This window comes from Nitrospirillum viridazoti CBAmc (genome assembly GCF_000730165.1).
Classification (GTDB): domain Bacteria; phylum Pseudomonadota; class Alphaproteobacteria; order Azospirillales; family Azospirillaceae; genus Nitrospirillum; species Nitrospirillum viridazoti.
Genome location: NZ_CP022110.1, coordinates 1,932,235 through 1,957,840 on the forward strand (window position 1 = coordinate 1,932,235; position 25,606 = coordinate 1,957,840).

Here is a 25,606-nt window from a genome sequence, read left to right on the forward strand (position 1 = left end):
GAGCGCGGGCCCTGAAAGGACCCGCATGAAAAAAGGCCGGGGGGTCGACGGCACGCCGCATTACCTCCCGGGCGGGCGGATATCTAGCGCGTTCCGCCACCTTTTCCAAGGGCTCATGCGGCATGTCACCCCTGAGCAGGGGAGATTCACGCGCATGGCCGGGGCCCTTCTCCCGCCGCCTGCCCGATTTCCCTGGGCGGTGCGCCGGGATCGGGGCCGGATCCGGCATGGCCTAGGGCTAAAGTATCCCCCAAGTTCGCGAAATCCTGACCATATGCACCCTTGGTGATCATGCGCAAACGGCGTGGAATCACCCCTCGGCATGAGGCGGCCCCGACCCCCGGGGACCGCGCGGGAACCATTGCCCCGCCTACCCGCAATGGGTGCCCCCATAGTGGAATTGTTAACGTTTAGGGGCAAGCCTGCTTGTCAGCCGCACCCCATGACCGGGGGCGCCCCGGACGGCAAGACGAAAGCGGATGATCCTGGACCTGAACGCCCCGGCTGACAGCGCCGCCCACGGCGGCACCGAAAGAACCAGTACGCAGGAAAGCGCCCGGCCGTCCCCGGACGCGACCATCGCCGACGCGCACGCCGCCGGCGCCGACATCCCCATCCCACCCGACGACACCCCAGCGCGCGCCCTTCAGGGCCTGTCCATTCCCCGCCGCCTGTTCCTGGCCTTCACCCTGCTGTTCGTCCTGGCGGCCGCGGTCTGCCTGTGGGGCATGCGCCGGATCGACGTCATCGTCAGCACCACCCGCGACAGCCAGCAGGCCCTGGCCGTCATCCAGGCGGTGGAAGCGGTGCGCACCGCCATGCTGGACCAGGAGACGGGCCTGCGCGGCTATATCGTGGCGGGCGATCCCACCTTCCTGGAGCCGACCCGCCAGGCCATGCAATCGCAGGAAAGTCGCCTGGCAAGGCTGGAGGCGCTGACCCAGGGCGACACGGACCAGCGGCGGCGGGTGGATACGCTGCGTGCCGAGGTGCGCGATTGGCAGGACGGCTACGCCAACCCCACCCTGACCATGGCCACGGACCCCACGACGCGGGCCCTGGCCCGCGACCAGGCCCGAGCCTTGGGGGGCAAGCGCTCCATGGATGCGGTGCGCGGCACGCTGGACGCCATCGCGACGGCGGAACGCGAGATGCTGGACGAGCATCTGGTGAAGCAGCAGAACGCCCAGTCGGAGGGGGTGCGGGGCATCCTGGTGGGTGGCCTGATGATCGTCGCCACCGCCCTCGGCATCTGGGTCCTGCTGTCCCGCAGCCTGGTGCTGCCCATCCTGGCCCTGACCGCCGCGTTGCGCGCCATCGCCCGGGGCGACGCCAGCGTCACGGTCACCGGTGCCGGACGCAGCGATGAGCTGGGCACCATGGCACGCGCCCTGCAATCGCTGAAGGAACAGCAACAGGCGCGGGAGCGCCAACGGGCGGACCGCCAGGCCCTGGAACGCCGCATGCTGGCCACTGTGCAGGAAAGCCGCGAGCGGCTGGACAGCATCCTGAACAGCCTGGCGGACGGCGTCCTGACCATCAACGAGGCGGGCGTTATCCTGTCCGCCAACCGCGCCGGCGCCAGCATGCTGGGCCGCGACGTGCGCCAATTGCTGGGCCTGCCGGTGGACGAGTTCCTGACCCTGCCCAGCCTGGCCGGGGCCAACGCCGCCGCCAGCGCTGTGCTGGAAGAGGCAGCCGGCACCCTGTGGCTGCCCCTGGCGCTGGAAGGGAACAGCCCCCGCGAGGTCGAGGTGCGCGGCGAGGAACGCCGCTTCCCGGCGGAACTGACCGTCACCACCACCCAGCTGGACGACCGCCCCCTCTACACCCTGGTGCTGCGCGACATCACGCATCGCAAGGAGGTGGAGCGCATGAAGGACGCCTTCATCTCCACCGTCAGCCATGAATTGCGCACGCCGCTGACCTCCATCCACGGATCCATCCGCCTGGCGCTGGGCATGCCCGACGCCCTGTCCATCCAGGCGCAGAACCTGCTGCGCATCTCCGACCGCAACAGCGAACGGCTGATCGCCATCGTCAACGACCTGCTGGATATCGAGCGCATTGAATCCGGCACCCTGGATCTGAAGGCGGACAAGCTGGACCTGGGGGAATTGGCGGCGGAGACGGTGGCCACGCTGCGCCCCATGGCCGAGGAGCACAGCGTCACCCTGCGCTACATTTCCGCCGGTTCCCTCCCCGTGGTGGGCGACCCGCGACGCCTGCGGCAGGTGCTGGCCAACCTGGTGTCCAACGCCATCAAATATTCCAACGCGGGCGGTGCTGTGACCGTGCAGGGCGACAGGGAGGACGGCCGCGTCCGCCTCTCGGTGCACGACAACGGCCCCGGCGTGCCGGACTGGTTCAAGCCACGCCTGTTTCAGAAATTCGCCCAGGCGGACTCGTCGGACAGCCGGCAGAAAGGCGGGAATGGCCTGGGCCTGTCCATCGTCAAGGCCATCGTGGAGCGTCACGGCGGACACATGACCCTGACCAGCCACCCGGGCGACACGGAATTCGTGCTGACCCTGCCGTCCAGACGCATCGACGCCCGGTCCGACGCGCCTGCGGGCGCCGATATCCCCTAGCCACCCTGAACGCCACCTTGGCGGCCCGGCAGCCTGTGGCCGACTGTCGCCCGAACTCCATTTGCGCCCGCTGGCCCCGGCGGCTACCCTGGTGCGCATTGTAGCGCCACGGGGACGCGCCGGCGTGTCCCTCCAAAGACCATGGCACCCAAGTCCATCGCACACGACCACCGCGAGGCAGCATGGCCGAGTCACTGAACCGCATCCTCTATGTCGATGACGAGCCGGACATCCGCGCCATCGTCGAACTCAGTTTGCGCCATGTCGGTGGCTTTGACGTGCAGATGGCCGAATCCGGCGCCCGCGCCTTGGAAATCCTGGATGGTTGGACGCCCCAGCTGATCTTGCTGGACGCCATGATGCCCGGCATGGACGGCCCCGCCACGCTGGCCGCCATCCGCCAGCGCCCGTCCCTGGCCGGCGTCCCCATCGCCTTCATGACCGCCAAGGTGCAGCCATCCGAGGTGCAGAGGTTCAAGGAAATCGGCGCCGTGGGCGTGATCGCCAAACCCTTCGACCCCATGAGCCTACCCAACACCGTCCGCGAGCTGTGGGGCGGCGCGGGCCCGACATGATCCAGGACACTTCGCCCATCATGCCGCCCCTGCCAGCGGACCTGCTGGCGCGGGTGGAGAAAATCCGCCAGGACTTCATGGCCGGCCTGCCGGATCGCCTGGCGCAAATCCGGCAGGCGGCCGAGGCGCTGGAAGGCCTGGACGGCCACGACGCCACCACTGCCCGCGCCGACCTGGCGCGCCACGCCCATTCCCTGGCCGGCTCCGGCGCCACCTTCGGCCTGCCGGACCTGAGCGTCGCCGCCCGCGCGCTGGAGGAGGTGATCGACCAGATGGGGGCCGTCGCCCTGCCGGTGCTCCGTGCCGCCATCGACGGACTGGAGCGAGCCATCACCGGCGCCGCCCCATCCGCCCCCGCCGTCAATGCCCTGCCCATCGCCCCCGCCCTGTCCAGCGAGGGGACTTACCGTTCCGTCTATCTGATGCAGGCCGATGGCCCGGGGGCCGAGGATCTGGCCGACATCCTGGCCGCCTACGGCTATAAGCTGACTGCCTTTCCCGATGGCGACGCCCTGACCGCCGCCGTGGCCGATGCTGCACCGGAAGCGATCATCCTGGACATCAACCCGCACGGCATGATCCCCAGCGCCACGCGGATGACGGACGCCAGGGGGCGCAAGATACCGAGCCTCGCACTGTCGTCCGCCACCGGTTTCGCCGCGCGGCTGGCGGCGGCACGGGCCGGTTGCGACGCCTATGTGGTGAAGCCGCCGGACGCCAACGCCCTGGTCAACCATCTGGACCGCCTGACGGAACGCGACCCCGACCAGCCGCTACGCATCCTGATCGTGGACGACGACGCCACGCTGGGCGCCTATTACGAGATGGCGCTGCAGTCCGCCGGCATGCAGACGCGGTTGGTGACCGACCCGCTGCAGGCGGTCGAAGCGCTGTATGACCACAACGCCGACCTGATGGTCACCGACCTGATCATGCCCCAGTGCACGGGCTTCGAACTGGCGTCGGTCCTGCGGCAGTATGATGGCCTGCTGGCCCTGCCCATCGTCTTCCTGACGGCGGACCTGGACACGGAGACGCACCGATCCGCGGTGCGCACGGGCGTCGATGCCTATCTGACCAAGCCGGTCGACCTGGGCGACCTGGCGGAAACCGTGCGCGCCCGTGCCCGCCGCGCCCGCCAACTGAAGGCGCTGATGGTGCGCGATGGCCTGACCGGCGCCTACAACCACCCCATGATCCAGGATTTGCTGGCGACCGAAGTGGCCCGCGCCCAGCGCGACGGTACGGACCTGTCCTTCGCGATGCTGGATATCGATCATTTCAAGAAGGTCAACGACCGCTACGGCCACGGGGCCGGTGACCGGGTCATCAAGGGCCTGTCACGCCTGTTGCAGCAGCGGCTGCGGCGCAGCGACATGATCGGGCGCTACGGTGGTGAGGAGTTCGCCGTGCTGATGCCGCAAACGCGGCCCGAGCACGCGGCGGAGCGGCTGAACCTGCTGCGCCAGCAGTTCAGCGAAATCCCCTACGTGCACGGCGACACCCAGTTCCAGGTGACCTTCTCGGGCGGCGTGGTGGGGCTGAAGCCCGGGCTGGACGCCAAGGCCCTGAACCTGACGGCCGACGCCGCGCTCTATCGCGCGAAGAACGCCGGCCGCAACAGGATTGAACTGGGCTGAGCACCAAAGCTATGAAGCGCCGTTTCATAGCTTGGATCCGACCGCACCCGGCGTTTGGTGGGAAACTTATCTCACCGGCGCGGTGACGACCTTGGCCGTGGTGCTGACCGCAGTGCCGGCCACGTCGGCCGCCGTGCCCACGGCGGTGCCGGCGGCATCGACCACGACGCAGCCGCTGAGGGCACCCAGCGCCAGGCCCAGCACCAGCACGCTTCTGCCCACCCGGTAAATCTTTCCTTGGAACAACGACACGCCCGACATGGCGAAACCCCTTGGCTGGCCTGGCTTCCCGTCTAATCCGGGAATCCTGGGGGCCGGCCGCCGGCCCCCTTCCCTTTATACGGAAGCAAAGGGCGGGCCAGGGTGGTCTCTGTCAGGCTATGCCGTCTGGGCCGGTTTGGTCAGGCTATGCCTTCCGGGGCGGTCATGTCGAAGCCCAGGGGCGTCACCGATACCAGGCCGTGCTTGAGCGCGCCGGCATCGGTGTCCGGCCCCAGGATGGGCATGTGGCGGCGGAAGGCCATCCAGTAATAGGTGCCGCCGCGCATGTCGGCGCGCGGTTCCACGTCGATGCGGTCCAGGGTGCCCCGGCTCTGCCGCGTCAGCACCACGTCGCCCACGTCCACCGCGTCCACGTCGGGAAAGTTCACGTTCAGCACGGCATTGGCGGCGACCCGCAGGTCCAGCGCATAGTCAAGCGACCGGGCGAAGACCGCCCGCGCCGTGTCCCAGCGCACCTGGCCACCCCTGGCGAAGGATTGGCTGAAGGCGATGGCCGGGACGCCCAGCAGGCGCGCGGTCAGGGCCGCCGCCACAGTGCCGGAATACGGCACCTCGTCACCCACATTGGCGCCCCGGTTGATGCCGGACAGCACAATGTCCGGCGGATTGTCCTTCAGCAGGTGGCGCAGGCCGAAGATGGCGCAGTCGCTGGGCGTGCCGGTCAGGGCGTAGCGGCGTTCCCCCCGTTCCTCCACCCGCAGGGGCGTGGTCAGGGTGACGGCGCGCGACATGCCGCTCTGGTCCTTCTCCGGCGCCACCACCCAGACCTCCTCCGCCACCCCGGCCACCAACTCGGCCAGCAGGGCCAAGCCCGGCGCGTTGATGCCGTCGTCGTTGGTGAGCAGCACGCGGCCCAGGCGGTGGGCGGGCGGGGCGGATGACGTCATGAGTCTGGCCTCGGAAGCGGTGGAACCCTATAGATACGGGCGCACCTTTCCGGGCGGCGGCGCGGATGGCAAGCCGCAATGTCGCGCCCCGCTCCGCTTTGATCGCTTTTCCCGTCCAATCCTTCAGGAACCCCGGGACCATGTCCGACGACCGGCTGTCCACCGCCCTTTGGGTCCAGTTGCACCTGCGCCGCTGCGCCGCCGACAGCATCCCCGTCTACGTCCTGCGCAAGGGCGAGGCGGAGAGCGGGCTGATCCTGCTGAAGGTCGTCATCCCCTTCCAGGGCGCCAAGGTCTACACCCAGAGCCGCGACATCGACGGTAGGCTGGGCTGGTTCCCGGGGCTGAATGGCGCCCAGGTGCCGGAATCGGAGGCCGACGCCTTCATCGAACGCGCCACCCGCCGCGATCCCGACCTGTGGGTGATCGAGGTGGAAAGCCGCGACGGCAGCCACCCGTTCGAAGGCAAGGTGATCTGAGCCCTAGGTGCCCCCTGCCCGGATCAGACAAGTTTCGACGGAATTCGCACGCCGTATATTTAAATTATTATTTACAAACCGACCCGCCAACCTTGAACAAGGCCTCCGAATCGCCCTAATTCCCCTTATAAAACAACCCATAAGGGAGAGCGGCATGCCAAGATCCGTGAGCGTCAGGGTTAAAATCCTGGCGGCCGTCCTTTTGCCGGTCGCCGCGATGATCATCATCGCCATCCTGAGCACGTTCCATGAGCGCACCCTGATGCTGGAAGGCCGCAAGGAACAGATGGTGCGACAGGTCGAGTCGGCAACCAGCCTCCTGGCCTATTATCACGACCTGTCGAGCAACGGAAAACTCAGCGAAGCGGAGGCGCTGGAGCGCGTGAAGACCGACATCCGCGCCATCCGCTTCGCCAACGGCAATTACATCTTCGTCTACAGCGATACCGGGATTGCCCAGGTCGTCGGTCCCCAGCCGCAGATGGAAGGCAAGGACCTGATCGACCTCAAGGATCCGAACGGCGTTCCGTTCATCCGGCTGTTCATCGAGGCGGCGCGGGCCGGCGGCGGGGACGTGGCCTACGCCTTTCCCCGCAAGCAGGGCGATGCGCCCGTGCCCAAGCTGGCCTCAATCCGCCCCTTCGCCCCATGGAAGCTGCTGGTGGGCGCCGGTGTCTACATCGATGACATCGACACCCTGTTCCATCAGCGCCTGATGACCTACGGCACCGCCCTGGCGGTGGTGAGCCTGGCCATCCTCGGGCTGTCGCTCTACCTGGTGCGCACCATCACGCACCCGCTGGAGGCGATCACCGATGCCATGGTGCGCCTGACCGACGGTGACCGGAATATCACCATCACTCACGCCACGCGGGGAGACGAGATCGGCAAACTGGCGCGGGCCCTGACCGTGTTCCGCGACAGCCTGATGGAACTGGACCGCAAGGAGCAGGAACGGCGGGAGGCGGCCGGCCGCGCCGCCGAAGCGCTGAAGTCGGAGCGCGAGGCCATCGCCAACACCTTCCAGCAGAGCGTCATGGGCCTGATACAGCGCAGCGCGGAGGCGGCCAACGAAATCCACCACACCACGGAGACGATGAGCGACGTGGCCGACCGGGCCAGCATTCAGGCCCGAGACGCCGCCACCGCCGCCGGCCAGGCCAGCACCAATGTGCAGACGGTAGCGGCCGCGTCGGAGGAGTTGTACGCGTCCATCAGCGAGATCAGCCGCCAGGTGGCGGACGCGGCCCGCATCGCCGTCGAAGCGGCGGACCAGACGGGCAAGATCAACACCATGATGCTGAGCCTGTCGCAATCGGCAGGCCGGATCGGCGAGGTGGTTCAGCTGGTGGCCGGGATCGCCAGCCAGACCAACCTGCTGGCCCTGAACGCCACCATCGAGGCGGCGCGCGCCGGCGAGGCGGGCAAGGGCTTCGCTGTGGTCGCTAGCGAGGTGAAAACCCTCGCCACCCAGACGGCCAAGGCGACGGAGGAGATCACGGCCCAGGTCGCCGATGTCCAGCAAGAAACGGCGCAGGCCGTCGCCGCCATCCGCACCGTCAGCGGCGTCATCGACCAGATCCGCACCATTTCGTCCGGCATCGCGGCGGCGGTCGAGGAACAGGGCGCCGCCACCCGGGAGATCGCCCGCAACGTCACCGAAGCGGCCAGCGAGACCCAGGAAATGAGCGCCAACATCGGCGGCCTGACCGAGGCGGCGGCGACCACGGGATCGGTGGCGCAGAAACTGCTGTCCGCCTCCAGCGACCTCGCCCGCAATGCCGAACGCATGCGCGGCGACGTGGACAATTTCCTGCGCGGCATCCGCGCCGCCTGACGCACCGGAGGGCCAACGCGGCGGAGGCACCTACTCCGCGGCGTTGGCGCGGCCGTCGGTGTTGGCGGGGACCAGGCGGCGGGCCGCGCGGCGGGTCTTCTGGCGGTGCAGCTGCCGGTCGATCCAGCGGCTGAAATCCTCCATGTAGAGGTACAGCACCGGGGTGATGTAGAGCGTCAGCATCTGCGACACCACCAGGCCGCCGACCACGGCCACACCCAGGGGCTGGCGCAGCTCGGCGCTGGCGCCGGAGGCGAGCGCTATCGGCAACGTGCCCATCAGGGCCGCCATGGTGGTCATCATGATGGGGCGGAAGCGCAGCAGGCAGGCGCGGTAGATGGCGTCCTGCGGCGCAGCACCCTCGCGCCGGGCCTCCAGTGCGAAGTCGATCATCATGATCGCGTTCTTCTTCACGATGCCGATCAGCATCAGCACGCCGATGATGGCGATGACGCTGAGGTCGAAGCCGAACAGCATGAGCGAGCCCACCGCCCCCACGGCCGCCGAGGGCAGGCCGGACAGGATGGTCAGCGGGTGGATGAAGCTTTCATACAGCACGCCCAGTACGACATAGATGACGAGCACGGCCGTCAGCAGCAGCAGGCCCTGGTTGGCCAGCGCCTGCTGGAACACCTGGGCGGTGCCCTGGAAACTGCCGGAAATGCTGTCCGGCATGCCGATGTCGCGCTGCACCCCCTCGATGGCCGTCACGGCAGCCCCCAGCGAGACGCCCGGCGTCAGGTTGAACGACAGGGTGACGGCCGGCAGCTGCCCCTGGTGGTTCACGCTGATGGGGCCGGAGGTGCGGTCGATACGGGCCACGGCGCCCAGGGGGATCAGCTTGCCGCTGTCGGAACGGATGTAGATGCGGTTCAGCACGTCCGCCGACTTCTGCGCCTCCGGCGACAGCTCCAGGATCACCTCGTAATCGTTGGTCGGCGTATAGATGGTGGAAATCTGGCGCGTGCCGAAGGCGCTGTAGAGGCTGGAACGCAGGTTTTCCGCGGTCAGGCCCAGCATATAGGCCTTGTCCAGGTCGATATGGATGGAGGCGTTCTGGCCGGACAGCTGCAGGTCGCTGGTCACGTCCTGCAACTGCGGCATCTGCGCCATCTTCTGCATCAGCCGGTCCGACCATTGGTACAGCTGCGGCTGGTCCAGGCCCTGCAGCGTGTACTGGTACAGGCTCTTGGACTGACGGCCGGAGACGTTCAGGTTCTGCACCGGCTGGAAGAAGACGTTGATGCCGGGGATGTCGGCCACGTCCCGGCGTAAACTCTGCAGCACCGCCTCCATCTTGGGGCGGTGGGCGCGGTCCTTCAGCGACATGAAGACCCGGCCGGCATTGGTGACGTTGCCGCCACCGCCGACGGAGGAGATGAAGGTCTCCACATAGGGGTTCTTGGCCACCGCCGCCGCCACCTGCTGCTGCAAGGCGATCATGGCGTCGAAGGAGATGTCCTGCCGGGCTTCCGTCTGGGCGAAGATCTGACCGTTGTCCTCGGTGGGGAAGAAGCCCTTCTGCACCTGCTGGAACAGCACCACGGTGCCCACCAGGGTGGCGAAGAACACGGCCACCACCACGCGGCGGTGGGCCAGGCACCAGGTCAGGGTGCGGTCATAGCCCCTGAGCCAGGCCTGGAACCCCGCCTCCGTCACCCGCTCGAACCGGTTGGGCTTGGCATGGTGGTCATGGTTGATGAAGCGGCTGCACAGCATGGGCGTCAGCGTCAGCGACGTGATGGCCGAGGCCGCGATGGCCAAGGTCACCGTCACCGCGAACTCATGGAACAGCCGGCCCACCACGCCGCCCATCATGAAGATGGGGATGAACACCGCCACCAGCGACAGGGTGATGGACACGATGGTGAAGCCGATTTCCCGGCTGCCCTTCACCGCCGCCTCGAACGGGCTCATGCCCTCTTCGATGTAGCGGACGATGTTCTCCAGCATGACGATGGCGTCGTCCACCACCAGGCCCACCGACAGGGTCAGCGCCAGGAGCGAGATGTTGTCGATGGAAAAGCCGAAGGCCTTCATGGCGCCGGCGGCGCCGATGAGGGAAATGGGCACGGCGATGCCGGGGATCAGCGTGGCGCTGACCTTGCGCAGGAACAGGAAGATGACCATGACCACCAGGCCGATGGTCAGGATCAGCGTGAACTGCACATCCTCCACCGCCGCCCGGATGGACAGCGAGCGGTCGATCAGCACGCTGATGTTGATGGACGGCGGCAGGCTGGCCTTGAAGGTGGGGATGACCCGCTTCACGGCGTCCACCACCTCCACCGTGTTGGCGTCGGGCTGGCGCTGGATGGCCAGCACGATGGTGCGGGTGCCGTTGAACCAGCTGGCGGTGCGGTCATTCTCCACCCCGTCGATGACGCTGGCAACGTCGCCCAGGCGCACCGGCGCGCCGTTGCGGGTGGCGATGACCAGGTGCGAGAAGCTCTGGGCGTCGAACAGCTGGGTGTTGGTCTCCAGGATCAGCTGCTGGGCCGAGCCGGAGACGACACCGACGGGAGAGCTGGAATTGGCGGCGGCGATGGCGTTCTGCACCTCATCCACGCCGATGCCGCGGGCGGTCAGCGCCTCTGGGTTCAGGCGGATGCGCACCGCGAACTTCTGGGCACCCCAAACCTGCACCTGCGCCACGCCGCTGAGGGTGGACAGGGCGGGGCTCAGCAGGGTTTCGGCGTATTCGTCCACCTGGCTCAGCGGCAGAGTGGCGCTGCTGAGCGCCAGCAGCAGCACCGGCTGGTCGGCCGGGTTCACCTTGCGGTAGCTGGGCGGGGTCGTCATCTCGATGGGCAGGCGCCGCTGCACCCGCGACAGGGCCGCCTGCACGTCCAGGGCGGCACTGTCGATGTCGCGGTCCAGCTCGAACTGGATGTTGACGTTGGTGCTGCCCTGCACGCTGCTGGAGGTGATGCTCTCGATGCCGGCGATGGTGGAGAACTCACGCTCCAGCTGAATGGCGACGGAGGACGCCATGGTATCCGGGCTGGCGCCCGGCAGGCTGGCCGACACGCTGATGACGGGGAAGTCCACGCGCGGCAGGGCCGCCACCGGCAGGTATTTGTAGGCCAGCACGCCGCTGAGGATCAGGGCCGCCGTCAGCAGGACGGTCATCACCGGCCGGCGGATGCAAAGCTCGGAAATGTTCACGTGCGCGCCTTTCCGCTGGCCTGCGCGGCGCCTGCGCTGGGATTGGCGCTGTCTGCCTCGACCCCGCCCCCTTGGGTGGCCGGGCGTTCCACGATCTTGGCACCGGGCACCAGGCGCAGCTGGCCTTCGACCACCACCCGCTCACCCGCCTCGACACCGCTGGCGATGACGGCACCCTGCTCGGCAAAGCGCCCCACCGTCACCGGGCGCATGTCCACCGTGTCGTCGGCCTTGACCACGAACACGTAAGGGCCGGCCTGGCCGCGCTGCACCGCCACCGCCGGCACGGACAGTACGTCGGCCTCCATGCCCAGGTGCAGGGTGACGTCCACGAACTGGCCCGGCCACAGGGCACGGTCCTTGTTGTCGTACAGGCCCTTCAGCTGAATGGTGCCGGACTGCGCGTCCACGCTGTTGTCGATGAAGACCAGGCGGCCCGTGGCGGCGACCAGGCCGTCGGCGGTCTTGGCCGAGACCAGGGGCGGCCGGCCGGACCGCAGGGCCTGGCGCACCGCCGTCACATGCTTCTCCGGCACGGTGAAGGCGACGTTGATGGGCGCCACCTGCACCAGGGTGGTGAGGGTGGAGCCGCTGTCGCTGCCCTTCACCAGGTTGCCGGGGCGCAGCTGGATGCTGCCTACCACCCCGTCGATGGGGGACCGGATTTCAGTGAAGGCCACGGTCAGGCGCGCCTGATCCACCGCCGCCTGGTCGGCCAGCACCGTGGCCTCCTGCGCCTTGGCGGTGGCCGACGCCTGCTCGTTCTGCTGCATGGAGACGGCGCCGCGGGCGAACAGGTCGGCGTTGCGCTTGGCGTCGGACCGCGCCTGGCCCAGGTTGGCCTGGTCACGGGCCAGGTTGGCCTCCGCCTGCATCAGGGCGGCCTTGGCCGGGCGCTGGTCCAGCAGGAACAGCAGGTCGCCGGACTTGACCTCCTGCCCCTCCTCCACCTTCGCTGCCATCAGCTGGCTGTCGATGCGGGCGCGCACCTGCACGGTGGAGATGGGCTGCACCGTGCCCACGGCGGCCACGTCGATGGGCATGGCGCCGCGCCGCACGCGCGCCGTCACCACCGGCACCGGGTCACTGTTGTTATTGCCAGGACCACGCTTGCCCGGCGTGGCCGAGGCCTCCGGCCCAATCCCGGATGTCCCCGCCCCGGACTTGGCGTCCCACACGCGGTAACCGCCATAGGCGGCGACCAGGACCAGGACCAGCGCGGCGGCGGCCGTGCGACGATTCATCGGGACTTCTCCGGGAGCGAACGGGTACAGGCGACATCGGGACCGGTGGCATCATGGGGCAAAACGGTGACAGTTGCCTTAACGCGGTTGAAAACCACGCCAGCCGCCGCCCGTCGGACGGCGGGCATCACGCCCAGCCCTGTCAGCCCACCCGTCGGCATCTGCGACCCAACCCCACGCCTCGTCCGCACAACCGCCAGCCCCCGGGCCCCATACCCAAGCAGGCAAAACGTCGCGGATCCCGGTTTTGCAGTCTTATAAGATATACATCGGCCCCAGGCATTATCCTTAAAGTCTGAGGCCCACCCCAGAGCGTGAAGCGGCCTGCACAGGCGACGGGACAAGGGGTGCCCGGCGCCGTCCCTTTTAGCGGGACATACCGCCCATCTCCGGCCACGGCGCGTTCATGCCTTCGCAGCCTGCGACGGATAGGGTACACCGGCGCCGTTTTCCCACATTTCCGCATTCAAAGACCTGAGGAGGCTTCTGAAACGATGCGCCGTCTGCTGCTGCTGTCCACCATCCTGGCGGGTTCGCCCGTCCTCTCGGCTTCGGCCGCCCTGGCCGCAGACGTTTCGTCCTCCTATACCGCCGACCATACCACCGGCCGACATACCGACGACCCCCATACCACCGGCGGGCAGACACCCGCCTCCGTGGCCCCCGCCGCTGACAGCGACTCTCCGCTGGACCAGATCATCGTCACCGCCACCCGCCGGGCCGAGGCCCTGCGCGACGTGCCCGCCAGCGTGTCCACCGTGTCGCGCGACGAGTTCGAACAGAAGGGTGTGCTGTTCATCGGCGACGAACTGACGGACCTGCCGGGCGTGCTGGTGTCCAAGAACGACATGGGCACCTACACCTCGATCACCCTGCGCGGCGTGCCCAGCAAGGTGCACAACGACACGCTGGTGGTGATGATGGACGGCATCCCCTACGTCACCGGGGATGACGAGGTCGACCTGGAACAGCTGCCCTACAGCGCGGTGGGCCGGGTGGACGTGGTGCGCGGCCCCATGTCGGCGCTGTACGGCCGGGGCGCCATCAGCGGCACCATCAACTACCTGACCCGCGAGGTCACCGACGAGACCAAGGGCGAGGTCACCCTGCAGGCCGGCAGCGACGGCTGGCTGCACGGCGACGCCCTGCTGCAGACGCCCACCGTGAAGGGCGGCGCCCTGCTGCTGGACGTGGGGCATGAGCGGGGCGACGGCTGGCGCGACCGCACCGGCCGCAACGAGACCAACCTGTTCCTGAAGCACCAGCTGGACATGGGCGATGCCGGCCGCCTGACCGTCACCGCCACCTGGGTGGACACCCGCCAGCAGCTGGCCGGAGAACTGCCGGTGGACAGCCGGGGTGAACTGATCAACCTGCCGGGCGGCCGCGAGGCCAACTGGAACGAGGACAACGCCGGCTTCTACAAGCGCATGGCCACGGCCACGGCGACGTATGAGCGTGACTTGGCCGACGGCCTGGTGGCCACCACCAAGCTGCACATCCGCCAGGCCTTGACATCCGCCCTGCAGGGCTTCGCCAACGAGTACGACCCCAGCGCCGGCTCGGTCACCTTCACCGGCTTCCGCGTCGACGGCAACACCGTCACGGGTTATGGCGAGCAGCAGCTGTCCTGGACCCACGGCCCCTGGCAAGTGCTGGGCGGCGTCAGCGCCGAGCAGGTGCGCGCCCACCATACCGAGCATTGGACCGGCCAGTTGGACGACACCTACTACTACGGTGAGCAGCGCAGCATCCTGACCGGCCAAAACATCGACACCGATGCATGGGTGACGGACACCCAGCTGAACGCCTATGGCCGCGAACGGGCCTACGCCGCCTATCTGCAGGTGGACCGGACCTTCGGGCCGGTCACCCTGGACGTGGGCGGGCGCTATGACTACTTCGAGCGCCACGTCCTCTATGGCGACACCACCAGCGGCGGGCCCAACGGCACCATCACGCCAGGCGGCACTGCCTATGACGACAACGCCCATTTCAGCCCCAAGGCCTCGGTCACCTGGAAGGTGACGCCGGAGGTCAGCGCCTATGTCGCCTACGGCCAGGGCTTCTCCGCCGCCTTCGGGCCGCTGTGGTCCTTCCGCAGCCGCCAGACCGGCCTGAACCCGGAACTGGCGGACAATGTGGAGGCCGGCGTGAAGGGCGACGCCTTCGGCGGCCTGCTGTCGGGCAGCGTCACCGTCTATCGCCTGCAGCGCCACGACCTGCTGCAGGTGGTGGAGGTCAATGGCGTGCCGCAGACCTTCAACACGGGGGAGCAGCTGTCGCAGGGTGTCGAACTGGCGGGCAGCGCCCGGCTGGACAGCTTGTTGCCCCATCTGTCGGCCGACGTCACCTATGGCTACACCGAAGCCTATTGGCTGGACGACCGCTTCGTGGAAAGCGACACGCTGATCCAGCGCGACTTCACCGGCAAGCGGGTGCAGGGCGTGCCCCGGCACACGGGCAGCGTCGCCCTGAACCAGGGTATCCCAGCATTGGGCCTGTCGGGCAAGCTGTGGGTGGAGATGTTCGGCGACTATGCCTACGACAGCCAGAACAGCCGCGTCAGCGGTGGCTACGCCCTGTGGAACACCACCTGGACGTGGACGCCGCCCCATCAGGACACCGTGGATTTGAGCCTGACGGTGCGCAACCTGTTCGACCGCAAGGTGAACCTGATCGAGGCCGACGACAACGGCCCGCTGGGCGCCTTCCCCCAGCCGCCGCGCCAGGTCCTGGGTACGGTCAAGGTGCGGTTCTAGGCAGCCTTATGTTCTTATGTGAAAGGGGGTCATCCGGGAAACCGGGTGGCCCTTTTCTTATGGCGTTCAGAGATGCCGAGGAATGTTGGCCGTCTCATAAAATACGCCCACGATGGAGCGAGGCGCGGCCGTCGTGTAGACGATCCAATAATCCTTGACGTGCAGCCACAATCGGCCAGGTTTCGCCAGTAGCGGATATGGTCGCGGAGCCGGCAAGCCATCACCGGGATTCGCCTGGATGCGCGCGGCCGCTTCCTCCAACACGTTCGCCAAGTTTAAAATGGCCGCATCACGGCCCAAGGCCTCGTAATGATCACGAAGATTGGTGATATGCCGCAACGCGCGCGGCGATAACCGGATCACAAGCGCCGCGCGGCCGGGCGAAGACTGGAGTGTTCTCGCTTCGCGCGGATCCGGGCAGCACTCTCGCGCAAATCCCGCAAGACATCCGAAAGCGCCACACCTTCACCGCGCGCGATCTCTTCCTCGCTAATGGCGAGGTCACGCTCCCATTCTTCGGGGTGCTGGCGGGTCGAGGTATTCATGGGGGAAAGAATAAGCCCCCAGCGCAGGAAAATCCAGGCATCACCATGCCGCCCTTCTCTCCGACGTAAAAAATCTTAAGTTGTTTCACGACGCTTCCTGACGCGACGGATGGCCATGACAAGCAGCATCGCCCTGTACTTCCCCATGCTGGTCCTGTTCCTGTTCACCCTGCTGGTGGGCCTCCGGCTGTTCGTCATGCGGGTGCGGGCGGTGAGGCGGGGGAATGTCCGGCTGTCCTACTTCCGCAACTTCACGGCGGGCACCCAGACGGACGGTTGCGCCACCGCCCAGCGCGCCTTCAACAACCTGCTGGAGGTGCCGCCGCTGTTCTACGTCATCTGCGTGGTGCTGATGGTGCTGCGCCAGGGCGACCATCTCTATGAGGCGCTGGCCTGGGTTTTCGTGGCGCTGCGCGTCATGCAGAGCGCCATCCACCTGACCTACAACAACGTGCTGCACCGGGCGGCGGTGTTCATCGTATCCATGGCCGTGCTGGCGGCGATGTGGGTGCGGCTGGGCCTGACGCTGCTGACCTTTCCCGCCTGACGCTCAGCGGCTGGGCCGGACGCGCCAGTAGAGGTAGGAGCGGAGGACCGAGATCAACGCCAGGGGCAGCAGCACCGCCATCGTCAGGCGGGGCCCCCGGATCAGGGCCGGCGGCAGCCACAAGGTCAGGGCCAGCAGCAGGAAGCCGCCGGCCACAAACAGCCGGCCACCGAAGCGGTGCGTCTGGTCCCACACCCATTCGTCGTTGCGCGTCCACGGCGTGCGGATGCCCAGCAGACCGTTCTGCCGCACCTTGCCCATCACATTGCCCATCAGGATCAGGAACACACCCATGATCAGCGCATGGGTGCGGCCCATGTCCACCGGGTGGCCCAAGGCGCCGCCCACCAGGGCGAAGTGGGTCAGCGCCAGCATGCCGGTCAGCGACAGACAGGCCGTACGCCAGGCGGTCCCTGACCGCGCCAGGGCCGCCGCGCTGGGCGAAAACCGGGCCAGCAAGGCCATGAGCGCCGCCCATCCCACGACGGTCAGAGGCAGGATCGCCAGCGCCTGAGGTGCCGGGGCGACCCCATTGACCTGACCGTTGGCGCCCCAATGGATGGGCAGGGTCGCCTCCATCCCAACCTGCGTCAGCGTATAGAGGCTGGCCAGCGCCATGACGGCCAGGATCTGGGCCGTCATCAGCCAATAGAACCGAGCGGACATATGCATACTCCTCGCGGGGACCGCTATTTCCCCGGCTTGACCAGACCGGGGCTATGGGCCACCCGCTCCCCCTGCCCTATCCCCATGCTGTCCATGAGGCCCGACAGCGCCTCTTCCAGCACCGACAGGTTCAGGCGGTAGTAGATGGTGGTGCCCTGACGCTCCTGGTCCACCAAGTCGGCCTCGCGCAGTACGGCGAAATGGCCGGACAGGGTAGGCTTGGCCAGGTCGAAATGGCGGGCGATGTCGCCGGCCGACAAAGGCCCCTCGCGCAGCAACTGAAGGATGCGGCGGCGGCTGGGATCGGCCAGGGCTTTGAAGACGCGATTCATGATAACGGTATTTAGCTAATTAGCGAAATATAGTCAAGTCGCTTGGGCGACGTCTTTCCCAATCGTTGCATTTTGCAGATTTCGCCGCCGAGGTAGCTCTTGTTGAATGCAACACTCCATCAACTGGCAAAATGCGTGACGCAAATGACACACTTTGCGGTGTGTAGGAAATTTTTGCCCAGCACCCCCTATTTCATTCCCTGAACGTTCCCACAATCCTGGCAAACACGGAGTCGACACTATAGACTCCGTTGTGATTTTTCGGTGACCGCCGGCCCGGGAGCGGACCTTGGAAAACCTGTTGCAGACCTTGCGTAATCTGGGGCCGGTGCGGCTGGGCGCCATCGGTGGCGTCGCGCTGCTGATCCTGGCCCTGTTCGGCTTCCTGCTGTTCAACGGCTCCTCGCCCAACATGGCCCTGCTGTACAGCGACCTGTCGCCCAGCGACGGCGGCGCCATCGTGCAGCAGCTGGACCAGATGCAGCCCAAGGTGCCCTACCAGGTCAGCCCGGACAGTACCCGCATCGAGGTGCCGGCCGACCAGGTGGGCCGCATCCGCATGCTGATGGCCCAGCAGGGCCTGCCCACCGGTGGCAACGTCGGTTACGAGATCTTCAACCAGGCGGAAAGCCTGGGCACCACCAGCTTCATGCAGTCCGTCCAGCAGTTGCGCGCGCTGGAAGGTGAGCTGTCGCGCACGGTGAACACCCTGGCCCCGGTGCAGCAGTCCCGCATCCACCTGGTGCTGCCCAAGCGCGAGTTGTTCAGCCGTGAGACGCAGAAGGCCACGGCCAGCGTCGTCCTGCGCCTGCGGCCCGGCCAGCAGTTGAAGAAGGAACAGGTGGCCAGCGTCCAGCACCTGATCGCCGCGTCCGTCCCGGGACTGCAGCCCGACATGGTCTCGGTGGTGGACGACAAGGGCAACCTGCTGGCCCGGGGCATGGGTTCCGACAGCAAGGAAGCCATGATGGCGACGGCGGAAGAGAAGCGCCTCGCCTATCAGCAGCGCCTGACCGACAAGGTCGAGGAGATCGTGGGCCGCACCGTGGGCATGGGCAAGGTGCGGGCGGAGGTGACGGTCGACATGGATTTCGACCACATCACGACGAACAGCGAGATCTTCGACCCCGACAGCCAGGTCGTGCGTTCCACCGAGACCAACAACGAGAACTCGGAAGACATCAACAAGGAAGGCCAGGACCCGGTGACGGTGGCGAACAACCTGCCCTCCGCCAACGCCGAGAACACCACCAACGGCTCTTCCAGTTCCAAAACCACCAAGACCAACGAGCGCATCAATTACGAGATCAGCAAGACCGTGAAGGTCCACGAGCGCGAGGCCGGGCAGGTGCGCCGCCTGTCGGTCGCCGTGCTGGTCGACGGCAATTACGTGCCCGACGACAAGGGTGTGGCCCAGTACCAGCCGCGCTCGGATGACGAGCTGCAGAAGCTGGGGTCCCTGGTCAAGTCATCCATCGGCTTCGACGGTTCGCGCGGCGACACCGTGGACGTGGTTAGCATGAAGTTCGCCACCCCCGAGGGCGAGCTGGAGGCCAAGGAAGAGACGCTGTTCGGCCTGCCCAAGCAGGATGTGTTCCGCATCGCCGAAACCATCGTGCTGGCCATCGTCGCCATCCTGGTCATCCTGCTGGTCATCCGGCCGCTGGTGGCCCGCGCCCTGGACCGGACCCCGCAGCTGGACGAGGAGCCCGATCTGCTGTCCGACCAGAGCGGCGTGCCGCAGCTGGCCGGTCCCGGCGGCGGCGCCCTGGCCCGCGAGCTGGCGCTGGAGGCCGCCCAGGCCAACGAGGAACTGGAACAGATGATCGACATCAACCGCGTCGACGGCCGCGTGCGCGCCTCCTCGCTGCGCAAGGTGGGCGAGATCGTCGAGAAGCACCCGGAAGAGGCCGTGTCCATCATCCGGAACTGGCTGTACCAGGAAAATTGAGCGCGGACGTAGCCCATGACCAACATCCGCAGATTCCTGTTCGACAATTCCTTCGACCCCGAGGGCCGCCGCGTCGAAGTGCCGGAGGAACAGCTCCCGCCCGTGCCCGAGCTGCCGCCGGAACCGCCGCCGCCGCCCCCACCGCCGCCGGAACCCACCTTCAGCCTGGCCGACCTGCAGCAGCAGGTGCGCATGGCGCGCGAGGCGGCCTACGCCCAGGGCCATGCCGAGGGCATGCAGGCCGGCGCCGACCAGTCGGCGCTGGCGCTGGCCAACGTGCTGGCCCAACTGCAGGGCAGCGTCGGGCAACTGATCCAGGCGGAGACGCACGGCCGGGCGCTGCGGGCCCAGAACACCATCCGCATGGCGCTGGCCATCGTGCGCAAGCTGTTCCCCGCCATGGTCAAGCGCCACGGCCTGGTGGAGGTGGAGGCATCGGTCAACGCCTTCCTGGCGGAGCTGTCGGATGAACCGCGCCTGCTGGTGCGCGTGCATGAGAACTGGCTGGCCCCCATCAAGGAGAAGATCGAGGACATGGCGGCGCGGCAGGGCTTCGCCGGCTCCGTCGCCGTGGTGGCCGATCCCCGCGCCGGGGAACTGGACTGCAAGGCCGACTGGGGCGACGGCGGCGCCGAGCGCGACGTCGCCGCCCTGTGGGCCGAGATCGACCGCATCGCCGGCAACCTGGGGCGTCCCCTGGAAGATGGCCGTGAAGCGGCGGAATGAGCGTATAGGCCGTGATAGGCCACCATGGTATGGGCCAGTGTTGTTAGGATGCGTGACCGGGCCCGGCCCCGGCGGTGAGAAACGAGGGAAACGATGAGCCTGGACGATTTCGACGGCCAAGCAGGCATGGACGCCGACGGCGCCCCTATCGTGAAGGACCTGGAGGCCGTCTACGACATCCCGGTTCAGATTTCCGCCGTGTTGGGCAAATGCACCATGCAGGTGAGCCAGCTGCTGAAGCTGGGCCGCGGCGCGGTGGTGGAACTGGACCGCAAGGTGGGCGAGGCCATCGACATCTACGTCAACAACCGCCTGGTGGCGCGCGGCGAGGTGGTGGTGGTGGAAGACCGCCTGGGCGTGACCATGACGGAAATCATCAAGTCCGAACGCACCTGATCCGTAATCGAGAAAAGAGAAACCGTTGAACAGCCGCCCTCCTTCCCCGACCTTGCGCGCCGCCGGCACCGCCGCCGGACGGGTGGCTGCGGCCGCGCCGGCGCCGGAGGCGGCGAACGAGGCCAAGGGACCGGCCCATCCGGCGGGGGCCCAGGCGCCGGCGTCCGCCCCCCTGCCGGAGCCGGTGCGGGTGCGCCATGGGCTGGACCTGACCACAGTGCTGGGCCTGGCGGCGGGGTTCGCGCTGGTGTTCTCGGCCCTGGCCTTCGGCGGGCACGCGCGGGCCTTCATCAACGTGCCCTCGCTCATGATCGTGGTGGGCGGCACCATCGCCGTCACCATCGTGTCCTTCGCGCGCGAAGACCTGGCGGCCTGCCGCCGCCAGCTGGCCCGCGCCCTGATGCGGCCGGTGGCCGACATCGCCGATGTCTCCGGCTACGTCCTGCAGATGGCGGAGGCGGCGCGCCGCAACGGCCCGCTGACCCTGCAGCCGCTGATGAAGGACAAGGGGGTGGAACCCCTGCAGGCCCGGGCCATCGAGCTGGTGGTGGACGGTATCGCGGCGGAGGATGTGGAGCGCATCCTGCGCACGGAGATCGAGGCGCAGCAGGCACGGTCCCGCCATGGCGCCGCCGTGCTGCGCCGCGCCTCGGAAGTGGCGCCGGCCATGGGCCTGATCGGCACGCTGGTGGGCCTGGTGCAGATGCTGGGCAACCTGCAGGACCCGGCGGCCATCGGCCCGGCCATGGCCATATCCCTGCTGACGACCTTCTACGGCGCGCTCGTGGGCAACATGGCCCTGGCCCCGCTGGCCGGAAAGCTGGAACGCAACACCGACGCCCAGGCCATCGTGGACACGCTGTTCATGCTGGGCGCCATCTCCATCGCCCGGCAGGAGAATCCGCGCCGGCTGGAGATGATGATGAACACGGTTCTGCCGCCGGAGCTGCGGCTGAACCATTACGATTGATGGTTGGACGACGGACGCGTCCCCGGTGGGGCGTCCCGGTTTGAAAGGGTTTTGAGCGATGCGGTTGCTGATCGTAGGGACGCTGGAAGGCTACATCACGGCGGCGGGCAAGATCGCGCTCCAGAAGGGCGCGAAGGTCGCCCACACCGACAGCATCGGCGGTGCCCTCAACGCCCTGCGCGGCGGCCAGGGCGCCGATCTGGTGATGATCGACGTCAAGCTGGACGTCGCCATGCTGATCGAGGCGCTGAAGACAGAACGCATCACCGTGCCGGTGGTCGCCTGCGGCGTGGCGACCGACGCGCAAGCGGCGGTGAAGGCGATCCGCGCCGGCGCCAAGGAGTACATCCCCCTGCCCCCGGACGCGCAGCTGATCGCCGCCGTGCTGGAGGCGGTGGCGGAGGAGAGCCACGCCATCGTCAGCCGCGACCCCTCCATGGGTAGCGTGCTGCGCCTGGCCGACCAGATCGCCCCCAGCGACGCCAGCGTGCTGATCACCGGCGAGTCCGGCACCGGCAAGGAACTGATGGCCCGCTACATCCACCGCAAGAGCCGCCGGGCCAACGCGGTGTTCGTCTCCGTCAACTGCGCCGCCATCCCGGAAAACCTGCTGGAATCAGAGCTGTTCGGCCATGAGAAGGGCGCCTTCACCGGCGCCGTGGCACGCCGCGTGGGCAAGTTCGAGGAGGCCAACGGCGGCACCCTGCTGCTGGACGAAATCTCGGAGATGGACATCCGCCTTCAGGCGAAGCTGCTGCGCGCCATCCAGGAACGGGAGATCGACCGGGTGGGCGGGACTCAGCCGGTGAAGGTGGACATCCGCGTGCTGGCCACCAGCAACCGCTTCCTGGAGGAAGAGGTGCGGGCCGGCCGCTTCCGCGAGGACTTGTTCTTCCGCCTGAATGTGGTGAACCTGATCCTGCCGCCCCTGCGCGAACGCCCGGCCGACATCGCCATCCTGTCGCAGCACTTCGCCACCAAATATTCCGAGGCCAACGGCCTGCCGGAACGCAGGGTGAGCCCGGAGGCGATGGCCATGCTGCAGGCCCATCGCTTCCGCGGCAATGTGCGTGAGCTGGAGAACACCATGCACCGCGCCGTGCTGCTGTCGCGCGGGACGGAGATCGGCACCGACGCCATCCTGCTGACCGGTGCCGAACCGGCCGCACCCGCGCAAGGCTACAGCGCGGTGGCCCCGGTGGCCGCCCGCGCCACCGCCGCCGCCCAGCCCGCGGCCGGTGCGGCTGGCGAGCCCGGCGCCTCCGGCACCGCCGGCCTGGTGGGCCGCAGCGTGGCGGATGTGGAGCGCGACCTGATCATCGACACGCTCAGCCATTGCCTGGGCAACCGGACGCATGCCGCCAACATCCTGGGCATCTCCATCCGCACCCTGCGCAACAAGCTGAAGCAGTACAGCGACGAGGGCGTGGCCGTGCCGCCGCCGGCGGGTGGCGAGCTGGACCGGGCGGCGATGTAAGGCGAGGAAACGGACCCCTGACAGGCACCGGGAAGAGAGACCATGGCTGACCAGACCGCGGCCTCCGGCGGCAACATGCTGCAGTCCCTGTTCGGCAACGCGCGGACCGCCGGTCCGGCACTGCTGAAGCGGACGGAGATTCTGTTCGCGCTGGGCATCGTGACCATTCTGGTCATGCTGGTCATACCGCTGCCGACCTTCCTGCTGGACTTCGGCCTCGCCGTTTCCTTCACCTTCTCCGTCCTGATCCTGATGACGGTGCTCAGCATTCAGAAGCCGCTGGAGATGAGCTCCTTCCCCACCATCCTGCTGGTGTCCACCATGTTGCGCCTGGCGCTGAACATGGCGTCCACCCGCCTGATCCTGGGCCACGGGCATGAAGGCACCCAGGCCGCCGGTCACGTCATCCAGGCGTTCGGCGGCTTCATCATGGGCGGTAACTTCATCATCGGCGTGACGGTGTTCGCCATCCTGGTGATGGTGAACTTCACCGTCATCACCAAGGGTTCCGGCCGTATCGCCGAAGTGGCGGCGCGCTTCACCCTGGACGGCATGCCCGGCAAGCAGATGGCCATCGACGCCGACCTGTCGGCCGGCTTGATCGACGAGGGCGAGGCCAAGAAGCGCCGGCGCGAACTGGAAGAGGAAAGCCAGTTCTTCGGCGCCATGGACGGTGCGTCCAAGTTCGTGCGCGGCGACGCCGTGGCCGGCATGGTCATCACCTTCATCAACGTCGTCGTCGGCATGATCATCGGCGTCGGCCAGAAGAACATGTCGTTCCTGAAGGCGGGCGCCACCTACACCCAGCTGACCATCGGCGACGGCCTGGTCAGCCAGATCCCGGCGCTGATCGTCTCGCTGGCCGCCGGCCTCATGGTGTCGAAGTCGGGCCAGACGGGGTCCGCCGACAAGGCGCTGTTCGGGCAGCTGAGCTTCTATCCCTCGGCCATGGGCCTCAGCGCCTTCCTGCTGTGCGCCCTGGCCCTGCTGCCGGGCCTGCCCTTCCTGCCCTTCGTCTCGCTGGCCATCGCCCTGTTCGCCGGCGCCTACTACCTGCCGCGCCTACGCAAGCAGCGGTCGGACCAGATGGTGGGGGCGGAAGCCGGCGGCGCGCCCGGTGCCCCGGCCGGCCCCGGCGGCGCCCCCCTGCCGGCGCCGGAGGAGCCCATCTCCTCCGCCCTGGCCATCGACCTCATCCGCCTGGAACTGGGCTATGGCCTGCTGTCGCTGATCAACACCGACGCCGGCCACCGCCTGACCGACCAGATCAAGGGCTTGCGCCGCCAGCTGGCCAGCGAGATCGGCATCATCATGCCGGCCGTGCGCATCCAGGACAATCTGCAGCTGCCGCCCAACAGCTACGTCATCCGCATCAAGGAGATCGAGGCCGGCCGCGGCGACGTGCGCCCCAACATGCTGCTGTGCATGGACCCGCGCGGCGAGCCCATCCAGCTGCCGGGCGAGGTGACGACGGAGCCGACCTTCGGCCTGCCCGCCATGTGGATCGAGCCGGCCTATCGCGAGGAGGCCTTGTTCAAGGGCTTCACCGTGGTGGACCCACCCACCGTGCTGACCACCCACCTGACCGAGGTGGTGCGCGACAACATGGCGGACCTGCTGTCCTATGCCGAGACCCAGAAGCTGCTGGACGAGCTGAACAAGGAACAACAGAAGCTGGTGGCCGACGTCATCCCCGGCCAGATCGGTGTGGGCGCGCTGCAACGCGTGCTGCAGAGCCTGCTGGCCGAGCGCATCTCCATCCGCGACCTGCCGGCCATCCTGGAAGGCGTGTCGGAGGCGACGGGCTATACCCGCAACATCACCCAGATCACGGAGCATGTGCGCGCCCGGCTGTCGCGCCAGATCTCCGACAGCCATACCAACGACCAGGGCTATATCCCCCTCATCACCCTGTCGCCGGAGTGGGAGCAGGCCTTCGCCGAATCCGTCGTGGGCGAAGGCGACGAGCGCAACCTGGCCATGGCGCCGTCGCGCCTGCAGCAATTCATCACCGCCGTGCGCCAGACCTACGACCGCCACGCCATGATGGGGGAATCGCCGGTGCTGCTGACCAGCCCGGGCATCCGGCCCTTCGTGCGGTCCATCATCGAGCGGTTCCGGCCGGCCACCGCCGTCATGTCGCAGAACGAAATCCATCCCAAGGCCAAGATCAAGACCTTGGGACAAGTGTAAGAGCCGTAGGGGCGGCCGGGGGTACAGAAATAGCGGGGCGGCGGCAGGACGAAGCGGTCTTCCGCCCGGATGATGCGGGGGCGTCGCCGAACATGGCTAACGCAAAATTAAGCAAGCGCGGTGTAAATGACACGGCGGGCCGGAAGCTGCGCCCGCACGCCCTTATCGCTGATGCAACGGTCCGAATAAGATGCCATCCTTGGGTCCTTGACGTATTTGTCCTTTTGACGGCAGACAAGCCGGGTTAATGCCCGCATACGCGCAAATGACCTGGCGCAGCGCCCTTAGGGGGGTGCCGTGCCAGGATGGCCGAACCGGGAAGCGTTCGGCCGCTTCGG

Annotated in this window: 20 protein-coding genes and 2 pseudogenes; 14 read left to right on the forward strand and 8 right to left on the reverse strand. The window is 67.6% G+C overall.

The window, feature by feature from the left end:
* Positions 1-479 precede the first annotated feature (479 nt).
* The 3 genes from Y958_RS08855 to Y958_RS08865 all read left to right on the forward strand — a co-directional run bounded on the left by Y958_RS08855 (position 480) and on the right by Y958_RS08865 (position 4,806).
* Complete coding sequence (locus tag Y958_RS08855; protein ID WP_088871711.1) at positions 480-2,591, forward strand: ATP-binding protein; 2,112 nt, start codon at positions 480-482, stop codon at positions 2,589-2,591.
* Between the two features lie 182 nt (positions 2,592-2,773).
* Positions 2,774-3,166: a response regulator gene (locus tag Y958_RS08860; protein WP_088871712.1), complete on the forward strand. Its 393-nt coding sequence runs from the start codon at positions 2,774-2,776 to the stop codon at positions 3,164-3,166.
* A complete protein-coding gene (locus tag Y958_RS08865; protein WP_145727701.1) occupies positions 3,163-4,806 on the forward strand; it encodes a diguanylate cyclase in 1,644 nt (547 codons plus the stop codon). The genes Y958_RS08860 and Y958_RS08865 overlap by 4 nt, the downstream gene beginning before the upstream one ends.
* Before the next feature lie 66 nt (positions 4,807-4,872).
* Here the strand turns inward: Y958_RS08865 and Y958_RS08870 are convergent, their stop codons facing one another.
* Positions 4,873-5,067: a hypothetical protein gene (locus tag Y958_RS08870; RefSeq protein WP_088871714.1), complete on the reverse strand. Its 195-nt coding sequence runs from the start codon at positions 5,065-5,067 to the stop codon at positions 4,873-4,875.
* A gap of 140 nt (positions 5,068-5,207) precedes the next feature.
* Complete coding sequence (surE, locus tag Y958_RS08875) at positions 5,208-5,975, reverse strand: 5'/3'-nucleotidase SurE (RefSeq protein ID WP_088871715.1); 768 nt, start codon at positions 5,973-5,975, stop codon at positions 5,208-5,210.
* 140 nt (positions 5,976-6,115) lie between these two features.
* Here surE and Y958_RS08880 point away from each other — a divergent pair, with 140 nt between their 5' ends.
* From Y958_RS08880 to Y958_RS32995, 3 genes and pseudogenes are all read left to right on the forward strand, one after another.
* Positions 6,116-6,454 (forward strand): DUF1491 family protein, encoded by a 339-nt coding sequence (locus Y958_RS08880; protein ID WP_088871716.1) that lies wholly within the window; start codon positions 6,116-6,118, stop codon positions 6,452-6,454.
* A 286-nt stretch (positions 6,455-6,740) separates the two neighbouring features.
* Positions 6,741-7,322: pseudogene (locus tag Y958_RS32990) on the forward strand (cache domain-containing protein); the annotation flags it as partial.
* A 438-nt stretch (positions 7,323-7,760) separates the two neighbouring features.
* Positions 7,761-8,291: pseudogene (locus Y958_RS32995) on the forward strand (methyl-accepting chemotaxis protein); the annotation flags it as partial.
* A gap of 30 nt (positions 8,292-8,321) precedes the next feature.
* Here the strand turns inward: Y958_RS32995 and Y958_RS08890 are convergent.
* Positions 8,322-11,459 (reverse strand): efflux RND transporter permease subunit, encoded by a 3,138-nt coding sequence (locus Y958_RS08890; protein ID WP_088871718.1) that lies wholly within the window; start codon positions 11,457-11,459, stop codon positions 8,322-8,324.
* Positions 11,456-12,703, reverse strand: a complete 1,248-nt coding sequence (locus Y958_RS08895) for an efflux RND transporter periplasmic adaptor subunit (protein WP_088871719.1) — start codon at positions 12,701-12,703, stop codon at positions 11,456-11,458. The genes Y958_RS08890 and Y958_RS08895 overlap by 4 nt, the downstream gene beginning before the upstream one ends.
* A 494-nt stretch (positions 12,704-13,197) precedes the next feature.
* Between Y958_RS08895 and Y958_RS08900 the strand changes: the two genes are divergently transcribed.
* Positions 13,198-15,465 carry a TonB-dependent receptor gene (locus Y958_RS08900; protein WP_088871720.1) on the forward strand — a complete coding sequence of 756 codons (2,268 nt, stop codon included), beginning with the start codon at positions 13,198-13,200 and terminating at the stop codon, positions 15,463-15,465.
* Positions 15,466-15,531: 66 nt separating this feature from the next.
* Here the strand turns inward: Y958_RS08900 and Y958_RS33000 are convergent, their stop codons facing one another.
* Together Y958_RS33000 and Y958_RS31295 are read right to left on the reverse strand one after the other, a co-directional pair.
* On the reverse strand, positions 15,532-15,828 hold the full coding sequence (locus tag Y958_RS33000) for a type II toxin-antitoxin system RelE/ParE family toxin (RefSeq protein ID WP_145727700.1): 297 nt from the start codon (positions 15,826-15,828) through the stop codon (positions 15,532-15,534).
* The gene (locus tag Y958_RS31295) at positions 15,825-16,010 is read right to left on the reverse strand and encodes a hypothetical protein (protein WP_145727699.1); all 186 of its coding nucleotides are present in this window, start codon (positions 16,008-16,010) and stop codon (positions 15,825-15,827) included. The genes Y958_RS33000 and Y958_RS31295 overlap by 4 nt, the downstream gene beginning before the upstream one ends.
* A 115-nt stretch (positions 16,011-16,125) precedes the next feature.
* On the opposite strand from Y958_RS31295, the gene Y958_RS08905 reads away from it, so the two are divergent.
* The gene (locus Y958_RS08905; protein ID WP_186291134.1) at positions 16,126-16,557 is read left to right on the forward strand and encodes an MAPEG family protein; all 432 of its coding nucleotides are present in this window, start codon (positions 16,126-16,128) and stop codon (positions 16,555-16,557) included.
* Between the two features lie 3 nt (positions 16,558-16,560).
* On the opposite strand, the gene Y958_RS08910 is transcribed toward Y958_RS08905, so the two are convergent.
* Together Y958_RS08910 and Y958_RS08915 are read right to left on the reverse strand one after the other, a co-directional pair.
* Positions 16,561-17,223, reverse strand: a complete 663-nt coding sequence (locus tag Y958_RS08910; protein ID WP_186291135.1) for an SdpI family protein — start codon at positions 17,221-17,223, stop codon at positions 16,561-16,563.
* Positions 17,224-17,246: 23 nt separating this feature from the next.
* Entirely contained in the window at positions 17,247-17,555 is a 309-nt protein-coding gene (locus tag Y958_RS08915; protein ID WP_088871723.1) for an autorepressor SdpR family transcription factor, read from the reverse strand.
* Positions 17,556-17,844: 289 nt separating this feature from the next.
* Here Y958_RS08915 and fliF point away from each other — a divergent pair, with 289 nt between their 5' ends.
* From fliF to flhA, 6 genes are all read left to right on the forward strand, one after another.
* On the forward strand, positions 17,845-19,506 hold the full coding sequence (gene fliF, locus Y958_RS08920) for a flagellar basal-body MS-ring/collar protein FliF (protein ID WP_088871724.1): 1,662 nt from the start codon (positions 17,845-17,847) through the stop codon (positions 19,504-19,506).
* A gap of 15 nt (positions 19,507-19,521) precedes the next feature.
* Positions 19,522-20,232, forward strand: coding sequence for a FliH/SctL family protein (locus Y958_RS08925; RefSeq protein WP_088871725.1), 711 nt, complete (start codon positions 19,522-19,524; stop codon positions 20,230-20,232).
* Between the two features lie 93 nt (positions 20,233-20,325).
* Positions 20,326-20,628, forward strand: a complete 303-nt coding sequence (fliN, locus tag Y958_RS08930) for a flagellar motor switch protein FliN (RefSeq protein ID WP_004273939.1) — start codon at positions 20,326-20,328, stop codon at positions 20,626-20,628.
* Positions 20,629-20,653: 25 nt separating this feature from the next.
* Positions 20,654-21,598 carry a motility protein A gene (locus tag Y958_RS08935; protein WP_244909240.1) on the forward strand — a complete coding sequence of 315 codons (945 nt, stop codon included), beginning with the start codon at positions 20,654-20,656 and terminating at the stop codon, positions 21,596-21,598.
* A 58-nt stretch (positions 21,599-21,656) separates the two neighbouring features.
* A complete protein-coding gene (gene flbD / locus Y958_RS08940) occupies positions 21,657-23,075 on the forward strand; it encodes a sigma-54-dependent transcriptional regulator FlbD (RefSeq protein ID WP_088871726.1) in 1,419 nt (472 codons plus the stop codon).
* A gap of 42 nt (positions 23,076-23,117) precedes the next feature.
* Entirely contained in the window at positions 23,118-25,268 is a 2,151-nt protein-coding gene (gene flhA, locus Y958_RS08945) for a flagellar biosynthesis protein FlhA (protein ID WP_088871727.1), read from the forward strand.
* The last annotated feature ends 338 nt before the right edge of the window (positions 25,269-25,606 follow it).

Excerpts from the sequence above, each read along its gene's own strand:
- Y958_RS08855 (WP_088871711.1), top strand. The coding sequence starts at position 480 with ATGATCCTGGACCTGAACGCCCCGGCTGACAGCGCCGCCCACGGCGGC.
- Y958_RS08860 (WP_088871712.1), top strand. The coding sequence starts at position 2,774 with ATGGCCGAGTCACTGAACCGCATCCTCTATGTCGATGACGAGCCGGAC.
- Y958_RS08865 (WP_145727701.1), top strand. The coding sequence starts at position 3,163 with ATGATCCAGGACACTTCGCCCATCATGCCGCCCCTGCCAGCGGACCTG.
- Y958_RS08870 (WP_088871714.1), bottom strand. The coding sequence starts at position 5,067 with ATGTCGGGCGTGTCGTTGTTCCAAGGAAAGATTTACCGGGTGGGCAGA.
- surE (WP_088871715.1), bottom strand. The coding sequence starts at position 5,975 with ATGACGTCATCCGCCCCGCCCGCCCACCGCCTGGGCCGCGTGCTGCTC.
- Y958_RS08880 (WP_088871716.1), top strand. The coding sequence starts at position 6,116 with ATGTCCGACGACCGGCTGTCCACCGCCCTTTGGGTCCAGTTGCACCTG.
- Y958_RS08895 (WP_088871719.1), bottom strand. The coding sequence starts at position 12,703 with ATGAATCGTCGCACGGCCGCCGCCGCGCTGGTCCTGGTCCTGGTCGCC.
- Y958_RS08900 (WP_088871720.1), top strand. The coding sequence starts at position 13,198 with ATGCGCCGTCTGCTGCTGCTGTCCACCATCCTGGCGGGTTCGCCCGTC.
- Y958_RS31295 (WP_145727699.1), bottom strand. The coding sequence starts at position 16,010 with ATGAATACCTCGACCCGCCAGCACCCCGAAGAATGGGAGCGTGACCTC.
- Y958_RS08905 (WP_186291134.1), top strand. The coding sequence starts at position 16,126 with ATGACAAGCAGCATCGCCCTGTACTTCCCCATGCTGGTCCTGTTCCTG.
- Y958_RS08910 (WP_186291135.1), bottom strand. The coding sequence starts at position 17,223 with ATGTCCGCTCGGTTCTATTGGCTGATGACGGCCCAGATCCTGGCCGTC.
- Y958_RS08915 (WP_088871723.1), bottom strand. The coding sequence starts at position 17,555 with ATGAATCGCGTCTTCAAAGCCCTGGCCGATCCCAGCCGCCGCCGCATC.
- Y958_RS08925 (WP_088871725.1), top strand. The coding sequence starts at position 19,522 with ATGACCAACATCCGCAGATTCCTGTTCGACAATTCCTTCGACCCCGAG.
- fliN (WP_004273939.1), top strand. The coding sequence starts at position 20,326 with ATGAGCCTGGACGATTTCGACGGCCAAGCAGGCATGGACGCCGACGGC.
- flbD (WP_088871726.1), top strand. The coding sequence starts at position 21,657 with ATGCGGTTGCTGATCGTAGGGACGCTGGAAGGCTACATCACGGCGGCG.
- flhA (WP_088871727.1), top strand. The coding sequence starts at position 23,118 with ATGGCTGACCAGACCGCGGCCTCCGGCGGCAACATGCTGCAGTCCCTG.